Source organism: Nostoc sp. PA-18-2419 (assembly GCF_005869855.1).
Taxonomy (GTDB): domain Bacteria; phylum Cyanobacteriota; class Cyanobacteriia; order Cyanobacteriales; family Nostocaceae; genus Nostoc.
This window is the reverse complement of record NZ_SZNH01000013.1, coordinates 35914-61084: the sequence shown is the minus strand read 5'-3', so window position 1 is coordinate 61084 and position 25171 is coordinate 35914. Positions and strand designations below refer to the sequence as shown.

Below are 25171 nucleotides of genomic sequence, written 5' to 3'. Positions count from 1 at the left end.
CTCGACCACCAAATTCTAGATTTTGGATTTGAGATTTTGCATCAAGTTTGAGCCTCAGTTTCTGGCAAACAGAACTTTCCAAGACGGATTGAGGGTACTTTTTCTGGTTCATGTACCATCCGTCTTTAGCAGGTTAAACAAATCTCAAATTATCAAGCCGCATTCGTTCTAGGGTGCGGTCAATCCAAAAGACACTTGCAGTCCGACTAACGCTACGCGATCAGAAATCTAAAATCCAAAATTGATTGACCCCCCACCAGGAGCAAAGCTAGCATGATTTCTATTCATTCTGTCACTTCGGATGAATACCCCAACCAGACCAACAACCCAATTGATAGTTATGAAAATCATCCAGACAAGCCAGAAGAAGCCTGCGGCGTTTTTGGTGTTTATGCACCAGGAGAAAACGTTGCGAAACTAAGCTATTTTGGATTGTATGCCCTCCAGCACCGGGGTCAAGAATCAGCTGGTATTGCTACCTTCGAGGGTACGAAAGTCCACCTCCACAAAGATATGGGCTTAGTATCTCAAGTCTTTAACGAATCGATTTTGGAACAGTTGCCTGGTAGTCTTGCTGTTGGTCATACTCGTTATTCCACTACTGGTTCTAGCCGCAAAGTTAATGCTCAACCTGCTGTGATYGAAACTCGCTTAGGTTCATTAGCATTAGCACATAATGGTAATTTAGTCAATACGGTGCAATTGCGTCAAGAGTTGTTGGAGAATAAATGCAACTTAATCACCACAACAGATTCAGAAATGATCGCTTTTGCGATCGCCCAAGCTATCAGTGCAGGTGCAGATTGGCTAGAAGGTGCGATTAAGGCGTTTCATCGTTGCCAAGGAGCCTTTAGTTTAGTTATCGGCACACCCAATGGTCTAATGGGTGTCCGTGACTCCAACGGTATTCGCCCTTTAGTCATCGGCACTTTGCCTGGTAATCCCATACGTTACGTTTTGGCTTCCGAGACTTGTGGTTTAGACATAATTGGAGCTGAATACCTGCGGGATGTAGAACCTGGTGAATTAGTTTGGATTACCGAAGAAGGTTTGGCTTCCTATCACTGGAGTCAACACCCCCAACGCAAATTGTGCGTCTTTGAAATGATTTACTTTGCCCGCCCTGATAGCATTATGCACAACGAGAGTTTGTATAGCTACCGGATGCGATTAGGGCGGCAACTAGCTAAAGAATCCTTTGTAGATGCCGATATAGTCTTTGGTGTTCCTGATTCAGGTATCCCTGCTGCCATTGGATTTTCTCAAGCTTCTGGTGTCACCTACATGGAAGGACTGATTAAAAATCGCTACGTCGGGCGAACCTTTATTCAACCAACTCAAACCATGCGTGAATCGGGCATCCGCATGAAACTTAACCCTCTTAAAGATGTGCTACGTGGTAAAAGAGCGATCATCGTAGACGACTCGATTGTGCGCGGTACTACTAGCCGGAAACTGGTGAAAACTTTGCGTGAGGCGGGTGCTGCGGAAGTACATATGCGAATTTCTTCTCCGCCAGTGACTCACCCATGTTTTTATGGTATCGATACCGATTCTCAAGACCAGCTAATTGCTGCCACCAAATCAGTAGAAGAAATTGCCAAGCAACTCGAAGTAGATAGCCTTGCTTATCTCAGTTGGGAGGGAATGCTAATAGCCACAGGAGAAGATACTAACAGTTTTTGTTCCGCCTGCTTTACTGGAGATTATCCAGTGACGATTCCCGAACAAGTGAAGCGTTCTAAGTTGATTTTGGAAAAAGAAAAGGTAGTGGTGTAGGGAGATGAGGTAATGGGGAGATGAGGGCACAGCAGGAGAACAACTCTTAACTCAGTCTGCACACTCCCAATGCCCCATACCCACTCTGGCTAAAATAGGTAAATACATTAACAAATAATAATTTATGAACCAGCCGATATCTGAGAGAGTGTGCTGGACTACCGCTGACTTAGAGTTATTTGCGGATAACGGGAACCGTTATGAAATTATTGACGGGGAATTATTTGTGACTAGAGCGCTTCACTGGAATCATCAAAAAGCCTCTGCAAGAATTATTGCTCTTTTGGATACCTGATCACAAGTTACTTCATTGGGACAGGTTGTACCTGCTCCAGGAGTGATTTTTGGGGAGAATGATAATGTGATTCCTAATGTTGTCTGGGTTAGTAATGAGAGATTGCCTCTAATTTTAGACGAGGTGGGGCATTTAACTGGTGCGCCAGAACTAGTGGTAGAGGTGCTATCTCTTAGTAATGAGAACTAAAAGCGGGACAAGGAACTTAAACTGAAGCTCTACTCTTTACGGGGGGTAAAAGAATATTGGGTTGTGGATTGGCACAAACAACAAGTAGAAGTTTATCGGCGCGAACAAGGAAGTTTGAAGTTAGTTGCTACCTTGTTCAATGGTGATGAGTTAAGTTCACCCATATTGCCTAATTTTAGTTGTGCGATCGCACCCTTATTTACTTAATATATTCCTTCTTTTTTCTGACATTCAGCGTCCAAAGGTGACTATACAAAAAACTCCCGTTTATGCTGATGGACAGATTGCAGCGCTCGCAAAAATTAATCCTCTGATTTTAGAAAAAATATTTCAACCTATACCAATTTTCTAGAACTTGAACTGAGTAACTAGTTTTCCTCAAGATGGAAGAACTCGTTTTCAATTATGTTTTCAATTATGGTGTAAAAACTCGACTTTGGGCACTAACGGGTCAGTTACAATGCCCACACCAGTAAAACCCCAACGTTTGAGCAAACTTCCTAACTGTGTACCAGGAATCAATTCTATAGCAAACCGATTTGCTACTTCTGCTGCATGGGTGTTGAGATAACTAAGAGCATCAAAGTTTTCCCGAAACAATAACAGATAACTTGATGCATCTACATTGGGATGAGCTGTCAGGTAACGACCATCACTTTTTGAGCGCACCAGATAATAGACTTCGGACAACATGGGAGGAGTGGGGGATGAGGAAGATGTGATTCGACTTCTCTAGGAGACGCTACCCCCAGCCTTGTTTAAGAGCAGGGGTACGTTCATCAACTGGGAAATGAGGAAGCGTGGAAAGACAAGGTGAGATAAGGACAACTTGGAACAAGTCTTTTCCCTTATCCTCAATTCTCCCTGTCCCCCATCGTCTTAACATACTCAATGCTCACCCGATGACAAATTACCAATGACTAATAACTAATTCAGATTTTCCAAACGAATACGCGGATCGGCAACTTTAAGCATTAAGTCAGCAATTAAATTACCAATAATTAGCAAAACTGCACTCATTACTAAACTGGCCATGACTAAATATAAATCTTGAGCCATTACAGCTTGTAAAGTCAATCTTCCCAAACCAGGCCAGTTGAAGAATTGTTCGGCAATGAATGCACCGCCTAATAAACTAGCTAACTCGAAACCCAATAGAGTAATTAGAGGGTTGATGGCGTTGCGGAGAGCATGAACATATATTACTCGGTTTTCTGGTAATCCTTTAGCACGAGCTGTTTGGATGTAATCTTGGCGCAGGACATCTAATAATTCGCCGCGAGTGATGCGTTGTAAACCAGCAAAACTAGTAATCGAGAGAGCTATGGTTGGTAAAATCATGTGCCAGGCAATATCAAGGATTTTACCAAACCAATTGAGTTCTGAGTGATTGATACTAGTCATATCACCTACTGGGAATAGTGGCGAGGTGACTTGAGCAAAAAAAAGCAGCACTAAAACGGTGATGAAACTGGGAAATCCTTGCCCAGCGTAACTAATAACTTGTAAAATCCGGTCAACCGAACGATTTTGCTTGATGGCGGCGATAATTCCTAAGGGAATAGCGATCGCCCACGTTACAATCAAAGAAGCGATCGCTAAAAGTAAGGTTGCTGGAACACGTTCCCACAACAGCGATACTACTGAGCGTTTATAGGAAAAACTTGGGCCAAAATCGCCTTTCGACACAATATTCCACAACCAAAACCAATATTGTTCTACCCACGATTTATCCAAGCCCCAAAATTTCCGTAAGGCGTTAATTTGGTCTCTAGATTTTTTTGGATCTGCTTCTAATTGGGTGACAAAATCTCCTGGAGCAAGTTGCATAACTAAAAACGATAGCGCTGAAGCTAAAAATAAAGTTAGCAACGCCTGCAACAACCGCTTGATTACGTATATAAAAGTTTCACTCGTGACTAGCCTAATCAGCCAATCCCAACCCGTTGCTAAAGAAATTTTTGTTGTAGTTGTCATCATATTTTGCTAGTTATTCGTTGTCAGTTGGATTATTCTTTATGGTCACTGACAAAAGAAGCAGGGGAGCTAGAGAAAGATGAGGGAGAGAAGCACAAGGCGTAGGGAGAGAAATAATCAATGACAAACGACAAATAACTTAATATTCAACTAAAGTGATAATCGGCACATTTGGTAAATGCTTGCGCCCTTCTAAATCCCGTAACTCGATAATAAACGCAAATCCTACTAGATTGCAGCCAATCTTCTGCACCAAGTTTGCTGTTGCACTTGCAGTTCCACCGGTGGCAATCAAATCGTCCACAATTAAAACTCGGCTACCTTCATCTAAAGCATCTTGATGTACTTCTAGGCAGTCTATACCATACTCTAGTTGATACTCAACTGAGTGAACTGCTGATGGTAACTTACCTTTTTTGCGAACGGGAATAAAACCGACTCCTAATTTATAAGCTAGAGGTGAGCCAAAAATAAATCCCCTCGACTCCATACCAATGACATAATCCACCCTCATCTCAGCTTCAATGCATTTTTGTGTTAAAAAGTCAATAGTATAGCGTAGTCCTTCAGGGTCGCGCAGCAGCGTTGTAATATCCCGAAATAAAATTCCAGGTTTGGGGAAATCTGGGATGTCACGAATCAGAGACTTCAAATCCATAAAATGGGTTAAGGGGTTAGGAATTAGAGATTAGGGATTGGGGATTAGGAAAGTAAGGAGTTGAAACTGAGAAGTTATGAATTTAAATTTCTAGCTATCCCAGTCCCTAGTCCCCAGTCCCCAATACCAGATACCTGAAAAATCGTACACTATAATGTCATACGCCGAGGTGGAGACTGAAGCTTGACCCTTGATTGACGATAATTAGAATCTAAATCAAGCTAGAAAAGGTATAGCACTAATAAAAAAGGTGAATTAAGTTATGTTTTAAACTTTTGAATTTAATATAGGGAATCCTTTGAGTAGAAAGAGTTAAGTAATGTATATATCAGGTAGTCATAACTGCTGTTATAAGTCTAATGTTCTTGTCTTGCTACTGATCTGAAATTTGTTTTATCTAGTCTGTGACAAGCGCACAAGGTATTTATAGAATGAATGTTTCCGCAAGTTTAACGCCGTTGAAAAGTCCAATTCAAGATTCATTGCCGATGATTCTGGACACTTTGCCAGATCCAGCGATCACCGGACAAACATGTCCTCGCAGAACCCGGTTGCAAATTGACCTCATTTTACTCGCTATTGAAGCTTTAGAGCTTGGTGGTTCTGAAGCAATCTTGGCTTTCGCTCAAGAGTTGGATCTCAAAGGAATTGTCAAAGATCGAGTGAATTTATGGCGGATGCGTAGCTCTAACCCGCTACGCAGAGCACACATGCGCCGCCCTCTAACTGTTATGGAAGCCAAAGCTTTGGTAGTCATTGCTTGTTATATAGCACGGCGTTTAACTGTGGTCATCCGCCAATTATTAATGATATGCCAACAAATGGAAGAAAAGCAGATTCCCTTAGAACAAAATTTACGCTTATCTAATTACCTAGAGCGGTTTAGAGCGCATTTTAAGAGCCGGATGAATGCTCGACGTTCTGGGTCACTAGCATTAAGTTCCGATCAAAAGTTAGATGAACTAGCGATAAATTTGTTAGGACAATTACTATTTTGTACTGGTACAGCTGGAATGCAGCGGTTCTGGATTAGTCTTTTTGACGGTGAGGTGGAATGAATATTCAACGTAAGTACAGTTTACCCAATTGTACACTGCTTTTAGAAGGGTTAAGTGATGTCACTAGGGCTGCACAGTTTCAAGAACTGCGACCGGAATTATCAATATTGGTAAATGCAGAATGCTATATATCTGGATATAATCAGCCTTTAACCGGAGGGCGGGAGTTTTTTGAAAGTTTAGTCAGGGCGGTTAGTGGCTATGCTCAAGAATTTTTAAGTAATGTACCTAACCCTCAGGCCCACAACCACGAGTCGGAACTAGTAGAGTTTCAAAAAGTTGACAGCAACCGACATAAATTAATTGTGCATTCAGAAGGCGCACCAGAGGGTTTCGAGTCTCGCTCAAGCAATTCTAAACGTCCACCGATTGAAATAGATTTAAGTACTGTGCAGTTGTTTGATTTGGTGGAAGCAGTGGATCAGTTTTTTGCTGATACTCAGACTTTACCAGAACTTTCCTTAGAACTACAACCAGTTACCAGACGCTATGGCGGTGCTAGTCAAGCGTTGATTAATCAGACAGTTCCCGCAGCTATAGGAGTATCTAGTTTAGCAGTAGCGGCGATCGCCTTTAACTTGATTCCACCTCCACAAATACGTCCACCGCAGCCCAAGCCAAACGAGCAAACTACCTCAACAATTCAAAACCTCACTCCACCATCAACTGCTGCAATTCCCACATCGGCTGCAACACCAATAACTGCTGCAACTCCCATCCCAACACCTACAACTAATAGCAAGCCAGCAGTTAAAGATTTAGAAGCACTTTTAAATACAGTTCCAGAAATTACTGACCCATCCCAGCTACGTGCATTAAATCGCCAAGTATACAATCAAATTCATCCAGCTTGGACTAATCGCTCAGGATTGCAACAGGATTTGATCTATCGTTTAGGTGTAGCTGCCGATGGAGCGATCGTTGGTTATAAAGCGGTGAATAAAGAAGCGAATGAGGGAGTAGGGCAAACTCCTCTACCTAACGTACTTTACAATCCAGCTAATCGCGCTCCCATCTCCAATGAACCGATCGCTCAATTCCGAGTAGTATTTACTACAGGAGGTGTACTACAAGTTAGCCCTTGGCGGGGATATGCCAGAACACCAGAGGTAGTAGGAGCAAAAATTACTGACTCTAATATAATTAAAGGTTTAAATCAGAAACTTTATAATACAGTTGGTCAAGCTTGGAGTACCACCCCCACTTTTACACGAGATTTGAAATATCGGGTAGCAGTCAACAAAGATGCTGTAATTGCTGACTATGAACCACTTAATCAAGTTGCCTTTGACTATTTCCGGGAAACACCCCTTCCCCAGATGTTCAATTCTATCTACGGTTCCAATGTCGCAGCTCCCAATAACAAAGAACCCCTTGCTCACTTTCAAGTGATATTTAAACCTAATCACAAATTAGAAATCACTCCTTGGCAGGGATATCAGTAATTGGGGGCTAGGGATTGGAGACTGAGGACTGGGTATTAGGTATTGAGGATTAGATATGGGACATAAATAAGAGGTAGAGGGCAAACGGGCAAACCGGCAAAGGGAAAAGACTGCTCTGCGCTTCCCAGTCCCCATTACCCCTTATCCTCAGAGGGGGCCCCACCTTCCCCAGTCCCCAGTCCGCAATTCACCTTGTAATCCGCCCCATATAATTTCCCCACAGTTGAGCTGCTTGAGCGCTACTACCAGATGTAGGGGAATTGTTGTCGTTTCCCAACCAAATGCCAGTTACCAGCCGCCGACTGGGAATGAAACCTATAAACCACAAGTCAACGTTTTTATTAGTAGTGCCTGTTTTACCAGCTTCTCCTAGTCCAATGGCGGCACTACGACCAGTACCTCTGCTGATTACACCGCGCATTAAACTAGTCATTTCATCGGCGACACCATTTGATAATACTCGTTTGTTGCCGTCTGGGTCTTGGTCGAAGGAGTAAATGACGCGGCAAGTTTTGAGATCGTTGCGGTCTTTGCAATCTCCACTGTCTAAAATCCGATTAATCGCATGGGGAGGATTCCATACGCCGCGATTGCCAATGGCGCCAAAAGCACCAGTCATTTCTAAAACATTAACTACACTTTGACCTAGTACCAACCCAGGAACCGGATCTAGTGAGGACTTTACCCCCAAACGCTGGGCCATAGAGACTACTTTATCCAGCCCAATTTCTCTAGCAACTCGCAAAGCGATGGGATTTTCCGAAAGCGCCAGCCCAGTGGCAATATCGAAAGTAGTATCTGCACCTGCACGACAGGGTTTGTAAGTAAACCCTTGCCAAGTTAAAGGAGCACAAGAATAAGTTTTTGATGCTGGAATCCCCTGTTGGATAGCGGCAGTGTAAGCAAAGATTTTGAAGGTGGAACCTGGTTGTCTTTTAGCTTGAGTAACCCGATTGAACTGACTTTTTTTATAATCAGTTCCCCCCACCATTGCCAAGATACTACCAGTACTAGAGTCAAGGGTGACCACTGCCCCTTGAGAAAAGTTAAAACTTCTACCACTACCATTTACTGAATTACGCAATGCAGCTTCTGCTTGGCTTTGGATGCCTGGATCAAGCTTGGTTTCAATAATATAGTTTCCTTCTCTTGCTGCTCCTTCCCCCAAGATTGATTCCAACTCAGAGAAAACGTAATTGTAAAAATAAGGAGCGATGGTTTTAGCTTGTTGTTCGCAGACTTTTGGACTAACTTGTACTGTGGAACGTCTGGCTCGGTTGGCATCTTCGGGTTTGATTTTGCCCATCTCCAGCAGCCGCTTAATTACACGATTGCGGTATTCAGCAGTTTCTAGCTTATTTGGCCCGTCTCCACAATAATCAAAACCATTGGGAGCTGGTAAAATTCCCACCAATGTTGCAGCTTCTGCCAGACTTAAATCTTTAACTGGCTTTTCAAAATAATACTTAGCTGCATCCTCAAACCCAGAGGTGTCCCCTCCCAAAAAAACTCGATTTAAATACATCAGCAAAATATCATCTTTGCTGTAAAACGTTTCTAGCTTTAAGGCGACAACTGCCTCCCGCAATTTACGTCCCAAAGTGTCTTGTCTGCCTACATAATCGCGGAACAAACTGCGGGCAACTTGCTGGGTAACAGTGCTAGCTCCTTGTTGCACATCTCCGGTGCGGCTATTAATTAATACGGCTCGTAAGATTCCCAACGGATCGACCCCAAAGTGCCAATAATAACGGCTATCTTCGGAAGCAACCACGGCAGCAGGCAAATAAGGACCAAAGTCCTCTAGTCGCTTCAAGTCTACGTGAGAGGTAGTCCGAGGCTCTCTTAAGGGGGTGGCTCCATCGCGGGCATAAACAACAACTGGGGCGCGTGTCGCTGTGGGTAAGGGTCTAACTGAAAATTTTAGCCATTCAACGCCAATCACTAATGCAAATAAGGCGCTGACACCACCAATGCCATAACCTGTCCAAGTCGCGGCATTGATATACCAAGGTGGCGGATCGACGTATTGCAATCGTACAGAAGCAGCGAGTTCTGGTGGCCCCAAGGTGAGAATATCCCCATGACGTAGTTCCAGAGAATTGACACGACGCTTGCCACGATAAATGCCATTAGTAGAGTTTTCGTCTTTGATGATGAAAACAGGTGTGCGCTGAGTAGAATTGCGCGATAACGACAAGTGAATTTGGCTGACAACAGGGTTACGGATGACGATATCGCAGGACTTGGAGCTACGACCTAGAATATAGCGATCGCCCAACAGTGGATATACCTCTGCTTTATCCGCCCCCGCATCCTGCACCCAAAGTTCTGGTACTTTGGCATTAGGCTTGAGCGCCAATTTAGAAAAATCGACCCTAGCTTGAACTGTTTGTACTGCTTGAGTCAGTTGACCTAGTAACGTTTGTGGCTTGTGAGGGGGTTGGGGAGAACTCATCGGCTATTTACATCACAGTTTTTAGTGAATAATCGGGCGAACTACAATTTAGATGTTAATCTTCCATCATTTTACTCATAAGCCAAGGCATAAATTGGTTTTATGGTTTTTGTGATTTATTTTATACTTTCTTCTTGAGGTGGCAAATAATTACTTGTTACTTTTAATACCTTGTTTATCGAAAGCTAATTTCATTTTCCTATTGTCAAATGACTGTTATATCTAACTTTTTTTAGTTCATAACTATAACTAATAATTTAATGTTTGCATTTTCTTATACTAGTAATTATTAATATATAGATTCAATTTATACCATTTTTACATATTCACATATTTTGAAACAAAGCTAAATATCTTCATTTAGGAAGATTTTTTAAATCTTATTATCTGTTTTAATGAGTCGAGTGTTCCGTTGAGGTTAATTTCAGAATGATGGGAAAATCTCTGACCCTGATTGGTACAGCTTTATGTTTGGCATTCACCACTAATATTGCCGTAGCCCAATCCAGTAAATCCCCCATAGCGCAATCCAGTAGTAACTCCTCCACTAGTTCACCAACGGAAATCAAGATGTCGCCAGAAGGTATGAAAATTCTGTGCGAATATTTCCCGCTTAACTCCCGCTGTCCTGGTGGTACAGCAGTCACGCCTACCACTCCTAGCAGCACTACAACTCCTGATACAACGACTCCATCGAGTACCACTACTCCTGATACAACCGCACCATCAGGCACTACTCCACCTCCAGCTAACACCCCGAGTGACAGCACGACTCCAGCACCAGGAGGAACTATGACTACTCCTGATTCTGGCGCTCCTAATAATATAACTCCAGCACCGGGAAGCATTACCCCTTCTGAACCTGGCGCTCCTAGTAATATAACTCCAGCACCGGGAAGCATTACCCCTTCTGAACCTAGTACCCCTGGCAGCACTACCGAACCAGGAAGCATTACCCCACCTGAGTCTGGCACTCCTGGTAGCAGCACTGAACCAACTCCTGTTACTCCTGCGTCGCCAAAAACTCCTTCCACAGGTAATTAAATTCAAAGCTTTGGCACAATCTGAATATCAATTTGCCATTGGTGATCGCTGTGTATCTTGACATCCTGCACCAGTTATACTTAAAGGTGTAGGATAAAAATCTAAATGGCTTGAACATACAAAGCGAGTTGTCGGATATTATCTATTCAAAAAAGCTTTGAGCAACCAATAGCCTGGGATAATTCATCCCAGGCTTAATAGTTTAATGCCTACTACCAGTTGAAGTCGGTGCTTTTTGCAACGAGGCAATTAGCAGGCAGACAATACCGATACTAATAAATGAATCTGCCACATTAAATACAGCAAAGTTAATCAGGCGAAAATCTAGAAAATCAACGACATAGCCTAAAATAAAGCGATCAATACCATTCCCCATTGCTCCACCTAAAATCAAACCATAACCTAGCTGATCCCACAGATTTAACGTTGGGCCAAACAGTGCTACTGCTATCAATACTAAACTCACTCCTAAAGATAACCAGCGCAACCATTCTACTTTCCCACTTAACAGGCTAAAAGCTGCACCAGTGTTAGTGACATAAGTCAGGTGAAATATTCCAGGTAAGAGTGGTCGCGTTTGTTCCAAGCTGAAGGTTTGCACCACCCAATATTTTGTTATTTGGTCTAGGAAAAAAGCTATAAAGGCAGCAATCCAAAAAAGGCGATTTTTTAAACGCATAGCGAATTTGTCATTGGTCATTGGTCATTGGTCATTGGTCATTAGTCATGAGTTTTTGACAAATGACAATAAACTAAGTAGGTCGGTGTGAATATTTACGGTTGGGATGAGGCAGTTCGCGTAGCGTGTGGAAGACAAGATAGCTATGCTGGAGGGAAGAGGGTTTAAGTCTATTTAATTTTTCTTAACATAGTTTTGTTTTCCACACTGTTCTACTTAATAAAACATTAAGTGACGCAATACATATGCTATTACAGTAACGGCACAGACTACAGTTAGTTGCCCTGGTAGTGCAAACCAAGAATATCTGAGAATTGCTTGCATCAAAGGTAGATTTTCTGTGCCTTTCCATTGAAGAAGATAACTAATAATCAAATAAGTAATACCGCATAGGTGGAGAGTTAACAAGCCACAAACGCAACTAAAGGCTAGGGTTTCTAGTCGAGGTCTAGCTTTAAAGGCAAATAAGCCACAAATCCAAGCTCCGGGAATAAAGCCTAGCAAATAGCCAAATTGAGATAACTTGACATAACCAATACCACCACCATCGGTAAATACTGGTAATAAGGTTAATCCCATGACTAAATAGGCTATTTGCGAGAGCGCACCGGCATTTTTGCCCCCTAAACAACCCACCAAGAGTACTGCACCTGTTTGAAAATTTACACCTAAAGAAAAGGTCTGAATTCCATGCTTACTCCAACTCCAAGGTGAAGTTATACCATAAGCTTCTAGGAAAGCGCCACCGATTGTCAGGAGTAAGCCAATCATTGACCATAGTAATTGGTTGGAAGCAGCAAACATTTATCAGGCAACTAAAGAAAGGCAAAAGGAAAACCAATAGCAACCAGTATAGACATTAATATTAAAATCAAATCTGTATTGACACTTAAAGAACTAGCATATTTTCTTTTGCCTTTTGAGTATGTAATTTTTCAGCTGTGCAAATTGTAGCTTAGGCATCTATTGTCTAATTTACTTAATTGTGGTTTGGTTTGATTATGACTAGTATTTGATTTAGATTTTGGTCAAATTAATATCAAATAGTCTAGTATTTATACTGTTTTTTCTAATTTTTTAGATAATTATTGTTTAAATAAGTTTTTTAGCGATCGCCTGCCCTATTTTGCATACATAGGCAATCTACTTTTACTCTGACTCTGCTTTCTCAAAGAAGAATTTTCCGGTTTAAATCTTTTCTTCACTAGCCTCCGGTTGTAAAGCTAGAGAGCATAAACAGTTTTTTCTTATATAAAAATATTAAGTTTATTAAATTACCATATTCTTTTACATATTTAAATATTTTTTCTGAGTTGAGTAACAACAATACACGAGCAATTGATTTCTGCTACAACATGTAACGAAGATACGCTCAGATTATCTTAAAAACATAGGTATAAAATTTATCAACCATCATTTTAAACAAGTATTTGCTATTTGTCTAAAAAAAACATTAGATTTTTCTGTTTGTTAACCTATTGTTTACCTAGAGCTTCACCTTTTAAGGGTATGTTAGAAGCGCTCACCTGGAAAGTTACTAAAAATTGATAGCAATGCTTTCACGTATTAGTGTAGAAAACAGTCACAAAATTACAGGTTTAATTTCAGTATTAGCACTGGCTATCAGCTTAACAGGCTGTGGCGGCCAGCAAACCTCAGATAATACAACCACCAAAGATAGTCCTTCTGGTACTGCTACAGATACTACTGCTTCTAGCCCAGCTAAACTTGACCTTGGTGGAAATGTCAAGTTAACAGGGGCTGGTGCGTCTTTTCCAGCACCACTGTATGACACCTGGTTCACAGATTTGAACAAAAAATATCCAAATCTGCAAGTTGACTATGCATCAGTTGGTAGCGGTGCTGGAGTTGAGCAATTTATCAAAGGCACTGTAGACTTTGGTGCTAGCGATGTTGCAATGAAGGATGAAGAAATCAAGAAGGTGCCACAGGATAAGGGCGTTATTTTACTGCCCATGACTGCTGGGAGCATCGTGCTAGCTTATAACTTGCCAGATGTTGCCGAACTAAAGTTACCACGGGCTGTTTACGCTGATATTTTATTAGGCAAAATCAAGTCTTGGGATGACGCACAAATTGCCAAGGCTAATCCAGGTGTCAAACTTCCGCAACAGCCAATTACAGTTGTTTATCGTTCTGATGGTAGCGGTACCACTGGTGTATTTACAAAACACCTCAGTGCTATCAGCCCAGAATGGAAGAGCAAAGTTGGCGAAGGTAAAACTGTTAACTGGCCTACGGGAGTTGGTGCTAAGGGGAATGAGGGTGTTACAGCCCAAATTCAACAAACTCAAGGTTCTGTTGGTTATGTCGAGTACGGCTATGCCAAACAAAATAGTCTCAAGTTTGCTGCTTTGGAAAACAAAAGCGGTAAATTTATTGTACCTAGTGATGAGTCAGCCGCTAAAACCCTAGAATCAGTAACTCTACCACCAGATTTGCGCGCCTTTATTTCTGACCCCCAAGGAGCTGATTCCTATCCGATTGTTACCTACACCTGGCTATTAGCTTACAAGAAATATGCTAATCCGGCAAAAGCTAAGGCTATAGAAGCTGCGATCGAATATGCTTTAACTGACGGTCAAAAGCAGGCTACTGCACTAGGTTATGTTCCTCTACCCCAAAATGTAATCACCAAGGTAGCTGCTGTTGCTGACCAAATTAGTCCAGAGTATAAAATCGCTGTTGGTAGTGGTGCCAGTGCTAGCAAGTAGCTACATCCTCGCTCAAAAATCGAGCGCCTGCCCGCTAGACTGATGATTCTATAGCGATTCGATGTCTTAGTTTTAAAAAATTATGAGGCGACAATTATTCTCAATCTGGTTGCCTCGCACATTTTTCTCTGATTTAATTGTAACAGTCGGTATTCATGACTACAAAATCTCCAAGTCTGTCATCAGGGATTAAAAATCGCTCTGATACAGAAAAATCTCTAGATCGGAGTTTTATTTGGCTAACTCGCGTTTTCGCATTTGGGGTTGCTGCCACCTTATTATGCATTGGGTTACAGGTTGCAATTGGCGCTTGGCCTGCTATCCAAAAATTTGGTGTTAGTTTTTTAGCTAACAGCACTTGGAACCCAGTTAATGATAACTACGGAGTGCTACCTCAAGTTTATGGAACTCTCATAAGTTCTTTCATTGGTCTGCTAATAGCTGTACCAATTGGGGTTGGCACAGCTATTGTACTGAGCGAGGATTTTCTGCCTGCAAAGGTGAGGCTGGTACTGGTTTTTGCGATAGAACTGCTCGCAGCTATTCCCAGTGTTGTCTACGGCGTCTGGGGTATTTTTGTTTTGGTGCCCATTTTAACCAACTTGGGAAAATGGTTAAATAGTTATTTTGGCTGGTTACCATTTTTTAGCACCTCACCCACAGGGCCAKGAATGCTACCGGCAGGAGTCATATTAGCAATTATGACTTTGCCGATTATCACAGCTTTATCGCGCGATGCCTTAATTTCTATACCTCCCAGTTTGCGCCAAGCTGCGGTAGGACTAGGAGCAACGCGCTGGGAAACGATTTTGCAAGTCCTGATCCCAGCAGCCTTTTCGGGCATAGTTAGTGCTGTGATGTTAGCACTCGGTCGGGCTATGGGAGAAACAATGGCTGTAACCATGTTAATTGGCAACTCCAACAATATTAGTCTTTCTCTGCTAGCACCAGCCAACACAATTTCTTCTTTGCTAGCAAATCAATTTTCTGAAGCTAGTGGTTTGCAAGTTGCGGCTTTAATGTACGCTGCTTTAGTTCTATTCTTTTTGACTTTGGCTGTCAATATCCTGGCAGAGTTAATCCTTGTGAGAGTCAAACGACTGTAGCGTGGTTTTGGATTGAATTATGACTTCTAGTTTTCCAGAGCGCAGTTTAACTCGCTCTCCCATGTCTAAAAGAACACTGTTTAATAGTGTAATGACGGTAATAGCATTTATCTGCGGCATATTGGCGCTTGTGCCTTTACTAGCAGTGCTTTCTTACGTCATTATTCAAGGTTTTAGCAGTTTGAATCCCAGTATTTTTGTTGAACTGCCACCCAAAGCTTTACAAAAAGGAGGAGGCTTTGGTAATGCAATTTTGGGCACACTATTAATGGTAGGAATTGCCGCCGCGATTAGTATCCCATTTGGTGTTTTAGGGGCAATTTACATCACAGAATTTAGTTCGATTAAAGTAGCCAGATGGGTGCGTTTTGCGGCTAACGTCCTGAGTGGAGTTCCCTCAATTATTGCTGGGGTATTTGCTTATGGGATTGTAGTTTTAACGTTAGTAAAGCTGAACTTAGGCTCATATTCAGCTCTTGGTGGAGGAGTAGCGCTGGCAATTTTAATGTTGCCAATTATTGTCCGAACCACTGATGAAGCTTTACAGCTAGTATCACAAGATTTGCGACAAGCATCTGTAGGGTTAGGAGCAACTAACTTTCAAACAGTTACACAAGTAGTTTTACCAGCAGCCCTACCAGCAATTGTAACTGGAGCAACGCTAGCGATCGCCAGAGCAGCTGGAGAAACCGCACCCTTACTGTTTACCGCTCTGTTTTCCAACTTTTGGCCTGATAGCTTATTCCAACCCACGGCTTCCTTAGCTGTTTTAGTTTATAAGTATGCCATTTCTCCGTTTAAAAATTGGCAGTCCCTAGCTTGGGCAGCGTCTTTAATTTTGGTATTGATGGTTTTGATCGCAAGTATTATCGCTCGCTGGGCAACTCGCAAAAAAGCTTAATCCAATAGCATCTCCAGAGCAAATTCTCATCAGTAAAATATATATCACACTGAATTTATGGCTAGTAACATTAGCACAGCTAATAACACTGAAACTGTTTTACGCACCGAAAACCTCAATATTTATTATGGCAAGTTTTTAGCCTTGCAGAATATCTGGCTAGATATACCCAAAAATAAAGTGACAGCCTTCATTGGGCCTTCTGGTTGTGGTAAAAGTACGCTGCTGCGATGCTACAATCGGCTTAATGACCTGATTGAATCATTTCGGGCAGAAGGTAAAATATTATTCTACGATAAAAACTTGTATGCCTCCGACATCGATCCTGTAGAAGTGCGTCGGAGAATTGGAATGGTGTTTCAAAGACCAAACCCATTTCCGAAATCAATTTATGACAACATTGCTTTTGGAGCCAAAATCAACGGCTACAAAGGTAATATGGATGAATTAGTAGAAAGAAGTCTGCGGCAAGCAGCTTTATGGGATGAAGTCAAAGATAAACTCAGGCAAAGTGGCTCATCCTTATCAGGTGGACAGCAACAACGGTTGTGTATTGCCAGAGCGATCGCCGTTCAACCTGAGATTATATTGATGGATGAACCTTGCTCCGCCCTTGACCCAATTTCTACCTTGCGGGTTGAAGAACTGATTCACCAACTTAAAGAGCAATATACCATTGTCATAGTTACCCATAACATGCAGCAAGCTGCGCGGGTTTCTGATAAAACAGCCTTCTTTAATGTCCGCACTGGTGAGACAGGAGGTCGCAGTGGCTATATGGTAGAGTTTGATGCCACAGAAGTAATATTTAATAATCCTAGACAGGAAGATACTAGAGATTACGTCAGCGGCAGATTTGGATAAATATTTATTTCGACTCCTTGATTCGGGAATATCGTTTAGGATGGTAACTTCATCTTTAAAAATTAACTACGTTAGTACAACAAGGCAAAAGTAAAAAGTGAGCCAGTGCGCTGGACGGGTTAAGAGTCATAAAGAGAAACAACAGTTATGCTGTAAGCTTTTGACTTATTTCAGGTGGTAGCTTTATTTGAGTCGCGTTGTACTAGTAGTTTATCAAGCGGAAATTGCTGAGTTATGGCCGATGCAATCAAAAGTATCGCCAAGTTCTAAATAGTGCCGAAAGTAACACCCTGCTGTTTGAGCCACTTACGGTATGCAATAGAATAGCGATCGCTTGGTAAATGTACTTCAGCTTGCAAATCCAAAGGTAAGCGTCGGGGTTGTTGAGACTCGACAATGGCAATATCTTGACTAGCAACTTGATTTTGAATATCTAGATAGAGTTCTACTGGAACTTTACCGGAGTTGTTTACCATTAACCAATATTGCGCTACGCACTCATCTTCATCGACTGGCGTAATAGTGTAAAAGATATTTAAACGATGCTCTCCAGGTCCAAGTTTAAAGTATGCTACTAACGGGCGGAAAATACGGTAATCGTAGGTATTGAAAATTAGTGGTGCTTGGTGAGGATTACCCGAATTAAAATCTAATTCCCACAAACCACATTTGAAACTAATCCCATCTGTAACAGATTCTAATTCATAGTGCGTCAACTCAGGACGACTGGCGTGGGCAAATAATCCCGAATGCATAATTGGGAAGTGTGCCGGATCGATGAAATTTTCCAGCGCCCGCAGAGGGCTAGAGTGATAGTAATAAGGACCACAGAAAATCTTGCAATAAATCGGATCGTTCCACTCAGAAAACGGAGCTATGTCTTGTTTTGGTGTCCCTAAACAAACCCAGAGCAGATCGTAACGCTCTTGAACTTGATAAGTTTTAACACAAGCTTTTGTGGGGGGCGATTGGTCTGGATTAGCCGGAACTAGTACACATTTGCCTTCGCTATTAAAGGCCAAGCCGTGATAAGGACAAACAAGATTCTCTTTGTTGACATATCCTAGAGAAAGACGAGCACCACGATGCGGGCAAAGGTCTTGCCAAGCTAAGACTTTATCGCCATTGTGCCAAAGCACTATTTCTTCACCTAATAAACGCTTTCGTAGGACTGTTCCAGGTTGGAGGTCTTGCAAGCGCGCTATTACATGCCAATCATTCAGCAAAATCTGGTCTTGTACCATGAGTATTGACACCCATTAGGTCAAATACTTACATCTTAATCATCCAACAAAAAAAGCCATCAAAGCAGTTTTGGGATTTGTTACTAGATTTTAAGACGTATCACAAGTTAAGCATCTAATATCAAGTTCGGCTAATTACTTACAAAGGAGTTAGTCTTTTTGGTAATAGGTAATAGGTAATTGGTAATTGGTAATGGGTAATAGGGAAAAAGGTAATTGGGAAGAGGTGAACAGTTATGTTTTTCTCCCCCATCACCCATCACTCATCACCCATCACCCATTACCGACCCTCACAGATATCATAAGTATTTACCGGACATGATATAACTCGTCTGTTGTTTGACTTTATTAAGTATGCTGTATTCTTTAGTTCAGCGAGAAATTGCTTTTTGAATAAATGCTTAATTTTATTTCTTATTTGTTTTTGGCTCAAGTAGCGCCATCTATTCCACCTGCTCCTCAGGAAGTCTTCATTCCCCAACAAGCAAGACCTTTAACAGGCCTTCTTGATGAAGTACCAGTATTTAACAGTAATAACCCAGAAGTAGTTCAAAGTGAAGGAATTCTGCTGTCTACATTTCCTCCTCAAGGCAAAAGAGTGCCCAGCGCACACCTGAACTTTCCATTTCAGGGACGGTTTGATTTATTTTCTCACCACATTGCTAGAGCGATTGAGACTCCAAATGATTTGCGGACTCTTTATTTGGGGGTGATTATTTACAATCCAAACGATCAGACTGCAACTATCAACATATTGCAAGCAGCCAGTTATATTAGTCAACCTGATGCACCTTTTATTAAACTTCCCCCTATGCAGTCAAATAATTCCGGAAACATTTATGCTGGGCCTGGCGATCGCGTGATGAATGATGTGCTACAAGGAAAACGACAGTTAGGGTGGCCAGCACAGTTAATAATTCCACCAAAACAAAGCCGGATGTTAATGAATCATCCAATCCCAGTGCGGACTTTAATACCGCCATTGAATGGACGTTCTACTTTGTTGCGTTTAAATAGCGATCGCCCAGTCTATATGGCGAACCTGGCGATGTTTGCCAAACCCAATCCAGATGGTAGCGAACGAGCGCCCACTTTAGAAGAATGGAAGAACTTATTAGAAAATGGTAATTTAGCTGGGCCGCGCGAACCTGCCCCCAGCCCTCCAAATAACCTCAAAGGGGCAGCAGAAATTTACGGACGGGTAGCGGGGGTAGCTATTGGCTCTCGTTGGCAAACACAAGTTACCAACTCGAATAGTTCATATTTGGCAATTCCTGAATCAGGACAAGCTTTTTCCTACGGTTTAAGTACCCTTTTAGCGGGTAAAATGGGTACTGGACAAAACCAAACTGCCAAACTAGTGGCACGTTATCCTGGTACTGCTTACGAGGCTCACGGTAACTACGGCATTGAATACAACGTATCTCTACCATTAATCAACAATACTGGTAAGCCGCAAACTGTAAATGTGCTTTTCCAAACACCTATCAAAGAAGATGAGTTAAGTAAACCAGGGCTTCGCTTTTTTTCACCACCTCAACCGTCCGTCTTTTTCCGAGGTACAGTTCGTATTCGCTACAATGACGATAATGGCTTGCCCAGAACCCAATACTGGCATTTAGTTCAACAACGGGGACAGATGGGAGAACCGCTTGCTCAATTAAAAATATCTCCTGGTCAGCTGCGACTGGTAGAAGTGGATTTTCTCTACCCACCTGATGCTACACCCCCTCAAATGCTAACAATTCAAACTCTAGACCAAAGATAAGGCAAAGGATACATTTGTAATATCATGTCCATTACTTCGCTTAACTCCGTTTTGCTGGTAATGACATTTCACGTTTAATTAAGTTGACCTATTTAATAAATAAAGCAATCATATTCTACCAGCCAAGTTCATTAACTGTTTGAAGTTTATAAGATAAATAATGTTATTGGCGCTGTCAATATTAATCCACCCTTTTTCATCTAGCTTTTCCATAATTTTGGTAGTTTCTTCAGCGCCGATTTCTGTTACCTCTGCTAAATCTTTAAAGGGAATGTTAAAAATTTCTCTTCCCTGGTTTAATTCCTGACCATAGCTTTCACCTAAAGTCACTAAGGTATGAGCGAGTTTTACTGCTGGTGGTGAAAACCGCATTTGCAAGCGCAGGTTAATTTGCCGTAATCGTCGCACCATGAGTTGCAACATTCGATGATGTAATTGAGGGTCTTTAAACAGTATTTGAATAAAACGCTCTCTGGAAATGCTAAGTAATTTTACTGGTGAAAGAGCAATGACATCAGTTGAACGCGGAGATTCATCTAAAATTGCCATTTCTCCAAAAAAATCCCCACGACCAAAAATTGCCAGAGCCACTGAATCGTCCGCAACGGTACGTCGGACTTTCACCCAACCAGAAACTACTAAATAAACGGCATTACCCCAAGCATCTTCCATGACAACAGCTCGCCCAGCCGGGTATTCATGTTCAATAGCAACGTTGAGCAGCCATTCCAAAGTCTGGGGGTTGGCCGTACTCATTAAGGGGAAAAGTTCACTAAAAACCTCTGTTTGCATGAAATATTTGCAAGAATAAGGATTCAAGAGCGAAAAATTAAATTGCTACTATTAAGTTAATCTCAACCGTAATCTTACATAGAATACAGAGGTAAGATTTATATTTATTTGTTCTAACCTTTTTAAATCGATGGCTGAAAGTTCGATTACAACATAACAATTATGTATTGCGATCGAAATCAGCGGTTTCACTGATAGACTTATGATTTACTGTTTGTTGGTGGATTGCTATCCAATACTAGTGTTTTGAGCTGTTGGTCTAAATTTTTTACTATTTGATTTAAAGTAACTAAAGCCTCTAATTTCTCAGAGTCAAGGCCGGGATTTAGAAAAAGCCGTTCTTGTAGTTCGTGCAACTTGAAGCTTAATTGTTGAGAAATTCCCAAAGCATCGCGGCTCAAACGCGTTAACTGTTGTTGTTGATAGAACTTTAATGCTGCTCCTCGCAAGACTTGGAGTGTAGCTTCTTCACCATAGATTCCTGGCATAACTCGCAAGCGTAATAATAAACGGTTTTTTTGATACAAGCATTCTTTCTCTACCTGTTTTGGTTCTCCAACCTTGGTAATAGGTAGGGAAGCAAACCGCTTTAACTCATTAAGTACTCCTTGAAAAACAGAAAGCGGTAGTTTATCTAACACAGACTGCAAGACTCCGTTGTCACTCCAAAGTATCTTGCCTTCATAAGGTTGTCTTTCTAAATATAACCGACCAATTCCTCCTGCTAAAATTCGCCCTAGTAATTCTTCTAGTAATCTCTTGGGTGGTAGTGTTGCCAGTACTTCAATAGGACTAAATAGTTTAGGAACTTCCACTGGTAGAATAGATAAATTTTCTACTAGCGCGGCTTCGGAAGTATCCCCTTGACCTCTATTTCCGGAGGTCAAGAAGGTGCTAATTTGAGAGGGATTATCTGGATTTGGGGCTGGCAAATCTATCTGCTGCCAAGAATGATCATTAGTCTGTGTCTCAGGTGCTATGAATGGGGGTAGGTGCTGTGATTCAGAGTAAGTATCCGTAGAGACAGCTATGGTAACTGTTATTTGCTGATCCGCTTGTTGAGCATCTAATTGGGATCTATTTTTGTGGTTGAGATAGGCTGAGAGTATTCTCCGATGAGCCTCAGCGGCGATCGCCTCAGTAGTCAGCGTGCAACTGATATAAGATACAATGCGACCAACATAATCTAGTGCTTCAGTGTCTTGTGGATGAACCATACCGAGTAAAAGCTTTTTGTCTTTTAACCAAAAAGGCAAAATCTGGTGGTAAAGACAAGCTTCAAAGGACAAAAAACTATCCATTAACTGGAATATTTGCTCGCGTTCGCGTTCTTGCTCCCAATTAACTTGTGTAGCATTTAGCACTTGTTGTCTGTTGACTGTGGTATTTGTGAGTTCGCCCTCTGAAGACAACATAGATTTGATTACTTGGTGATTGCTTATATAATATTTTGCCTCTAATTTAGTAAGTAGTTAATAAAGATACTTTGTTTTATTCTTAAAAATTTAATTATCTATTACATAAGTAGACGTAAGTAAAAGATAAATTTTCGATTCAGGTACTAGGGGAAAATACTGGTAATTGGGGCATAAGCGTATAGGGGAAAGACTTACTTTAACTTCCCCTGTACTTTTGTGCTTCGCATCTCTCACTAAAGCTTACTCTTGGGTTCTTAAAGCTTGGGCTACAAGATAGACTTTTGTCCATTCACCTAATACTTGATGAGTTTTGAGTTTTAATTGTTGGGCTATCTCTTCTATTGATTTACCTGCTCTCCGCAAATCTAGGATCTGCCGCATCACAGGAGTGAGTTTTTCCTCTAATTGCTGCCATTGATTTGGTGTTAGCCCTAAGTTATGTTCTTGCAAGGAAATTGAGAGCCAATTATCTACCAGTTCTGGTTCACCTTTGAGGGCGAAGACGCGCACAGCGTGGTAACTAATTTTTTCTCGGAGTCGGTATACTTCCCGAGTCGGCTTATTCATTCTCTTGGCAATCTCTTCTTGGGATTTACCTTGGAGATACAGTCGCAGCCAGTCCACTGCTTCGGTTCCCAGATTTTCTTGTAAATAATTTTCAAATTCTCTTTGTACGGACTGACGTAACGCCTGTTGTTCTTCTAGTTGTTGTGCTTGTTGATATTCTGCGATTGCTTGACTATCGACTAAGTTAACTCGATTGTCACTGTCGTCTGTGAGAACTTCTTCTGACACTAGTTTAACCAAATCGCGGCTTGGTACTTGGGTTAAGCCTCCACGCTGAGTACGACGCAAGTAATTTACAAAACGGTAAGCCAATAGTGGTTGATTGCGTACTGGTCGCAAACAATATTCTTCTACACTGGCAAACAGTAGAGCATCCGCCAATCGTCGATCGCTTGTATATTTGGCAATATCAGCCATTTGTTGTTGCATGTAAGTATCATTTTGCAGTAATTCTTGTATTACTTCTTGCAACACATCGATGACAGTACGTTGGCGATCGCGGCTAAGGGCAACCCAAGTTTGAATTTTATTCCGTAATGTTGCTAAACTCCCTAGTCGGGTTATCAAGTTGCGATAGGCACGTTCTCGCCCTAACCCTAAATAGCGTTGACGTAAAATTCTCCAACGATATTCCATTGCTTGCTTGGCAACCTCAAGTTCTTTTGAGTTAAACAGATCGAACCGTTTTGAGTCAGATCCAAGCAGCCAGAGAACAATACTTTGTCTAGCAGGTTCAGTTTGTTCTGAACATTCTACACTCAAGCGCTTTTGCCAATCTAGAGCCAGTTTTTCCACGTCTGTTGTCATAGCGAGATTGCGCTCCTCGAAACTCAATTTTGAAGTTTGCATCACAACCCCCATTTGTCCCACATAACCTAATTGTTTAACTGGCATCTGCCCCGGATTTCATGAGTTTCATGAAAACATCTCAGTGATTCCACTTTTATTACGTCTCAATTCACTAACTTTATGCAGAAATTTCTGTATTGATGTTTTTACAGGAAACTCAAACTGCCCCAAACCAATGTATATGAAGCATTTCCGTCAATTCTGATAATTTAAACTTTTTATTAAGTTATGTTTTGAAACTGAGAACACTAAATCTACTAGAGTAGTTGGGGAAATCTGACCTTTGTGAACCTAACCGAGGAACGAATATAATTTAACTCAAGATCGGACGTTATTTCACCCGTATAAGTTTCAACTTTCTGCAATGCTTTACGTACTACAATACTTAGTGATAATTAAATTTATTAAAAATTCAATTCAGTGTATGTATGGAAATTAATGGAAATTAGCAGTTAATAATAAGAGGGTTAAAATTTTAATGCTACAAATATAGAGAAAAATTCATCGGTCAATTTAAAAACAGCAAATTTTAAATAAGTAGATCGGTGCGAATATTTATTGTTGAGATGAGCCAGGAGGCGGGATGCAGAGGGCAGGAGCAAAAAGGGTTTAAGCTTATTTAATTTTTATTAACATAGTTTTGTTTTTCCACACCATTATACTTAGATTCTGTCAGTATAATGAAGAATGAATCTAAGTATGGCAAATGGCGATCGCTATTCTAGATAGTACAGCTAAATATCAAGACTGTTCGTTTTGATTTTTCAGTAAAGCCAAAGACGCTTAACTTCTAAAGAAGCATCAGCCGTTGGTTTGGGGCAATAGCGTAGCGTTAGCGAGCCTGCAAACGTCTGACTCCGCCAACGCCAAAAGGGGAAAGAACGGGGCGTAATTTGGAATTCCGAAAAAGGGTTGACTTTATCGCCCGTTCGGCGATCTCACAATTGGGTTTTCTACAGATTCTCGATATTGTTGCACTTCTTCTGTATAAGCAATTGGCAGAATAGTTTCAACGTTTTCATGGGGACGAGGAATAATCACCCAAGATTCGAGGGTACCACCATAAACATTTTCTGCGGCTTCAATACCAGCAGCCATAGCTGTCTTGACCTCAGAAACATCACCACGAATATTAACTGTAAAACGAGCGCTACCGACTCGAATGTAACCAACGAGAGTGACTCGACCAGCTTTTACCATAGCGTCTGCTGCGGCTAGCACAGCAGGAAAACCTTTAGTTTCCAGCGAACCAACTGCCTGGAGTGACATTAGTAATCTCCTGTATGAATAAACGATATGTGGCGCTACAAATTAATTCTACGAAGCTTCCTTACAGATTTTTATC

20 protein-coding genes and 1 pseudogene are annotated in these 25171 nt (G+C 41.5%); 9 read left to right on the top strand and 12 right to left on the bottom strand.

Annotated features, from left to right (window positions below):
• Positions 1-273: 273 nt before the first annotated feature.
• A complete protein-coding gene (gene purF / locus FCR06_RS15455; RefSeq protein WP_138501157.1) occupies positions 274-1779 on the top strand; it encodes an amidophosphoribosyltransferase in 1506 nt (501 codons plus the stop codon).
• Between the two features lie 124 nt (positions 1780-1903).
• Positions 1904-2470 (top strand): annotated as a pseudogene (locus FCR06_RS15450) (Uma2 family endonuclease).
• Between the two features lie 204 nt (positions 2471-2674).
• Here FCR06_RS15450 and FCR06_RS15445 read toward each other — a convergent pair.
• The 3 genes from FCR06_RS15445 to FCR06_RS15435 all read right to left on the bottom strand — a co-directional run bounded on the left by FCR06_RS15445 (position 2675) and on the right by FCR06_RS15435 (position 4898).
• Positions 2675-2956 (bottom strand): hypothetical protein, encoded by a 282-nt coding sequence (locus FCR06_RS15445; RefSeq protein ID WP_138501155.1) that lies wholly within the window; start codon positions 2954-2956, stop codon positions 2675-2677.
• A 234-nt stretch (positions 2957-3190) separates the two neighbouring features.
• Positions 3191-4243 carry an ABC transporter permease gene (locus FCR06_RS15440; protein WP_223280152.1) on the bottom strand — a complete coding sequence of 351 codons (1053 nt, stop codon included), beginning with the start codon at positions 4241-4243 and terminating at the stop codon, positions 3191-3193.
• Between the two features lie 136 nt (positions 4244-4379).
• Positions 4380-4898, bottom strand: coding sequence for an adenine phosphoribosyltransferase (locus FCR06_RS15435; RefSeq protein ID WP_138501153.1), 519 nt, complete (start codon positions 4896-4898; stop codon positions 4380-4382).
• Positions 4899-5329: 431 nt separating this feature from the next.
• Here FCR06_RS15435 and FCR06_RS15430 point away from each other — a divergent pair, with 431 nt between their 5' ends.
• Both FCR06_RS15430 and FCR06_RS15425 read left to right on the top strand, forming a co-directional pair.
• The gene (locus FCR06_RS15430; protein WP_138501151.1) at positions 5330-5956 is read left to right on the top strand and encodes a DUF3038 domain-containing protein; all 627 of its coding nucleotides are present in this window, start codon (positions 5330-5332) and stop codon (positions 5954-5956) included.
• Positions 5953-7401, top strand: coding sequence for a DUF4335 domain-containing protein (locus tag FCR06_RS15425; protein WP_138501149.1), 1449 nt, complete (start codon positions 5953-5955; stop codon positions 7399-7401). Before FCR06_RS15430 ends, FCR06_RS15425 begins: the two co-directional genes overlap by 4 nt.
• 187 nt (positions 7402-7588) lie before the next feature.
• Here the strand turns inward: FCR06_RS15425 and FCR06_RS15420 are convergent, their stop codons facing one another.
• The 4 genes from FCR06_RS15420 to FCR06_RS15405 all read right to left on the bottom strand — a co-directional run bounded on the left by FCR06_RS15420 (position 7589) and on the right by FCR06_RS15405 (position 12386).
• On the bottom strand, positions 7589-9859 hold the full coding sequence (locus FCR06_RS15420; RefSeq protein ID WP_138501147.1) for a transglycosylase domain-containing protein: 2271 nt from the start codon (positions 9857-9859) through the stop codon (positions 7589-7591).
• Between the two features lie 392 nt (positions 9860-10251).
• On the bottom strand, positions 10252-10893 hold the full coding sequence (locus FCR06_RS34610) for a hypothetical protein (RefSeq protein WP_189523439.1): 642 nt from the start codon (positions 10891-10893) through the stop codon (positions 10252-10254).
• Positions 10894-11105: 212 nt separating this feature from the next.
• The gene (lspA, locus tag FCR06_RS15410) at positions 11106-11582 is read right to left on the bottom strand and encodes a signal peptidase II (RefSeq protein ID WP_138501306.1); all 477 of its coding nucleotides are present in this window, start codon (positions 11580-11582) and stop codon (positions 11106-11108) included.
• Positions 11583-11798: 216 nt separating this feature from the next.
• Positions 11799-12386 carry a biotin transporter BioY gene (locus tag FCR06_RS15405; protein WP_138501143.1) on the bottom strand — a complete coding sequence of 196 codons (588 nt, stop codon included), beginning with the start codon at positions 12384-12386 and terminating at the stop codon, positions 11799-11801.
• A gap of 749 nt (positions 12387-13135) precedes the next feature.
• On the opposite strand from FCR06_RS15405, the gene pstS reads away from it, so the two are divergent.
• The 4 genes from pstS (at position 13136) to pstB (ending at position 17188) form a co-directional block, all read left to right on the top strand.
• Complete coding sequence (gene pstS / locus FCR06_RS15400; protein ID WP_138501141.1) at positions 13136-14317, top strand: phosphate ABC transporter substrate-binding protein PstS; 1182 nt, start codon at positions 13136-13138, stop codon at positions 14315-14317.
• Between the two features lie 155 nt (positions 14318-14472).
• Positions 14473-15423 carry a phosphate ABC transporter permease subunit PstC gene (gene pstC, locus FCR06_RS15395; RefSeq protein WP_138501139.1) on the top strand — a complete coding sequence of 317 codons (951 nt, stop codon included), beginning with the start codon at positions 14473-14475 and terminating at the stop codon, positions 15421-15423.
• 19 nt (positions 15424-15442) lie between these two features.
• Positions 15443-16324: a phosphate ABC transporter permease PstA gene (gene pstA / locus FCR06_RS15390; protein WP_138501137.1), complete on the top strand. Its 882-nt coding sequence runs from the start codon at positions 15443-15445 to the stop codon at positions 16322-16324.
• Positions 16325-16381: 57 nt separating this feature from the next.
• On the top strand, positions 16382-17188 hold the full coding sequence (pstB, locus tag FCR06_RS15385) for a phosphate ABC transporter ATP-binding protein PstB (RefSeq protein WP_138501135.1): 807 nt from the start codon (positions 16382-16384) through the stop codon (positions 17186-17188).
• Between the two features lie 266 nt (positions 17189-17454).
• Here the strand turns inward: pstB and FCR06_RS15380 are convergent, their stop codons facing one another.
• Entirely contained in the window at positions 17455-18432 is a 978-nt protein-coding gene (locus tag FCR06_RS15380; RefSeq protein WP_138501133.1) for an aromatic ring-hydroxylating oxygenase subunit alpha, read from the bottom strand.
• Positions 18433-18829: 397 nt separating this feature from the next.
• On the opposite strand from FCR06_RS15380, the gene FCR06_RS15375 reads away from it, so the two are divergent.
• Positions 18830-20200 carry a DUF3370 domain-containing protein gene (locus FCR06_RS15375; RefSeq protein WP_138501131.1) on the top strand — a complete coding sequence of 457 codons (1371 nt, stop codon included), beginning with the start codon at positions 18830-18832 and terminating at the stop codon, positions 20198-20200.
• 108 nt (positions 20201-20308) lie between these two features.
• Here the strand turns inward: FCR06_RS15375 and FCR06_RS15370 are convergent, their stop codons facing one another.
• The 4 genes from FCR06_RS15370 to FCR06_RS15355 all read right to left on the bottom strand — a co-directional run bounded on the left by FCR06_RS15370 (position 20309) and on the right by FCR06_RS15355 (position 25095).
• The gene (locus tag FCR06_RS15370; RefSeq protein WP_138501129.1) at positions 20309-20992 is read right to left on the bottom strand and encodes a Crp/Fnr family transcriptional regulator; all 684 of its coding nucleotides are present in this window, start codon (positions 20990-20992) and stop codon (positions 20309-20311) included.
• Positions 20993-21192: 200 nt separating this feature from the next.
• Complete coding sequence (locus FCR06_RS15365) at positions 21193-22407, bottom strand: pilus assembly protein PilB (protein WP_138501127.1); 1215 nt, start codon at positions 22405-22407, stop codon at positions 21193-21195.
• 243 nt (positions 22408-22650) lie between these two features.
• Positions 22651-23838 (bottom strand): HetZ-related protein 2, encoded by a 1188-nt coding sequence (locus FCR06_RS15360; RefSeq protein WP_138501304.1) that lies wholly within the window; start codon positions 23836-23838, stop codon positions 22651-22653.
• A 906-nt stretch (positions 23839-24744) separates the two neighbouring features.
• Entirely contained in the window at positions 24745-25095 is a 351-nt protein-coding gene (locus FCR06_RS15355) for a carbon dioxide-concentrating mechanism protein CcmK (RefSeq protein ID WP_138501125.1), read from the bottom strand.
• Between the last annotated feature and the right edge of the window lie 76 nt (positions 25096-25171).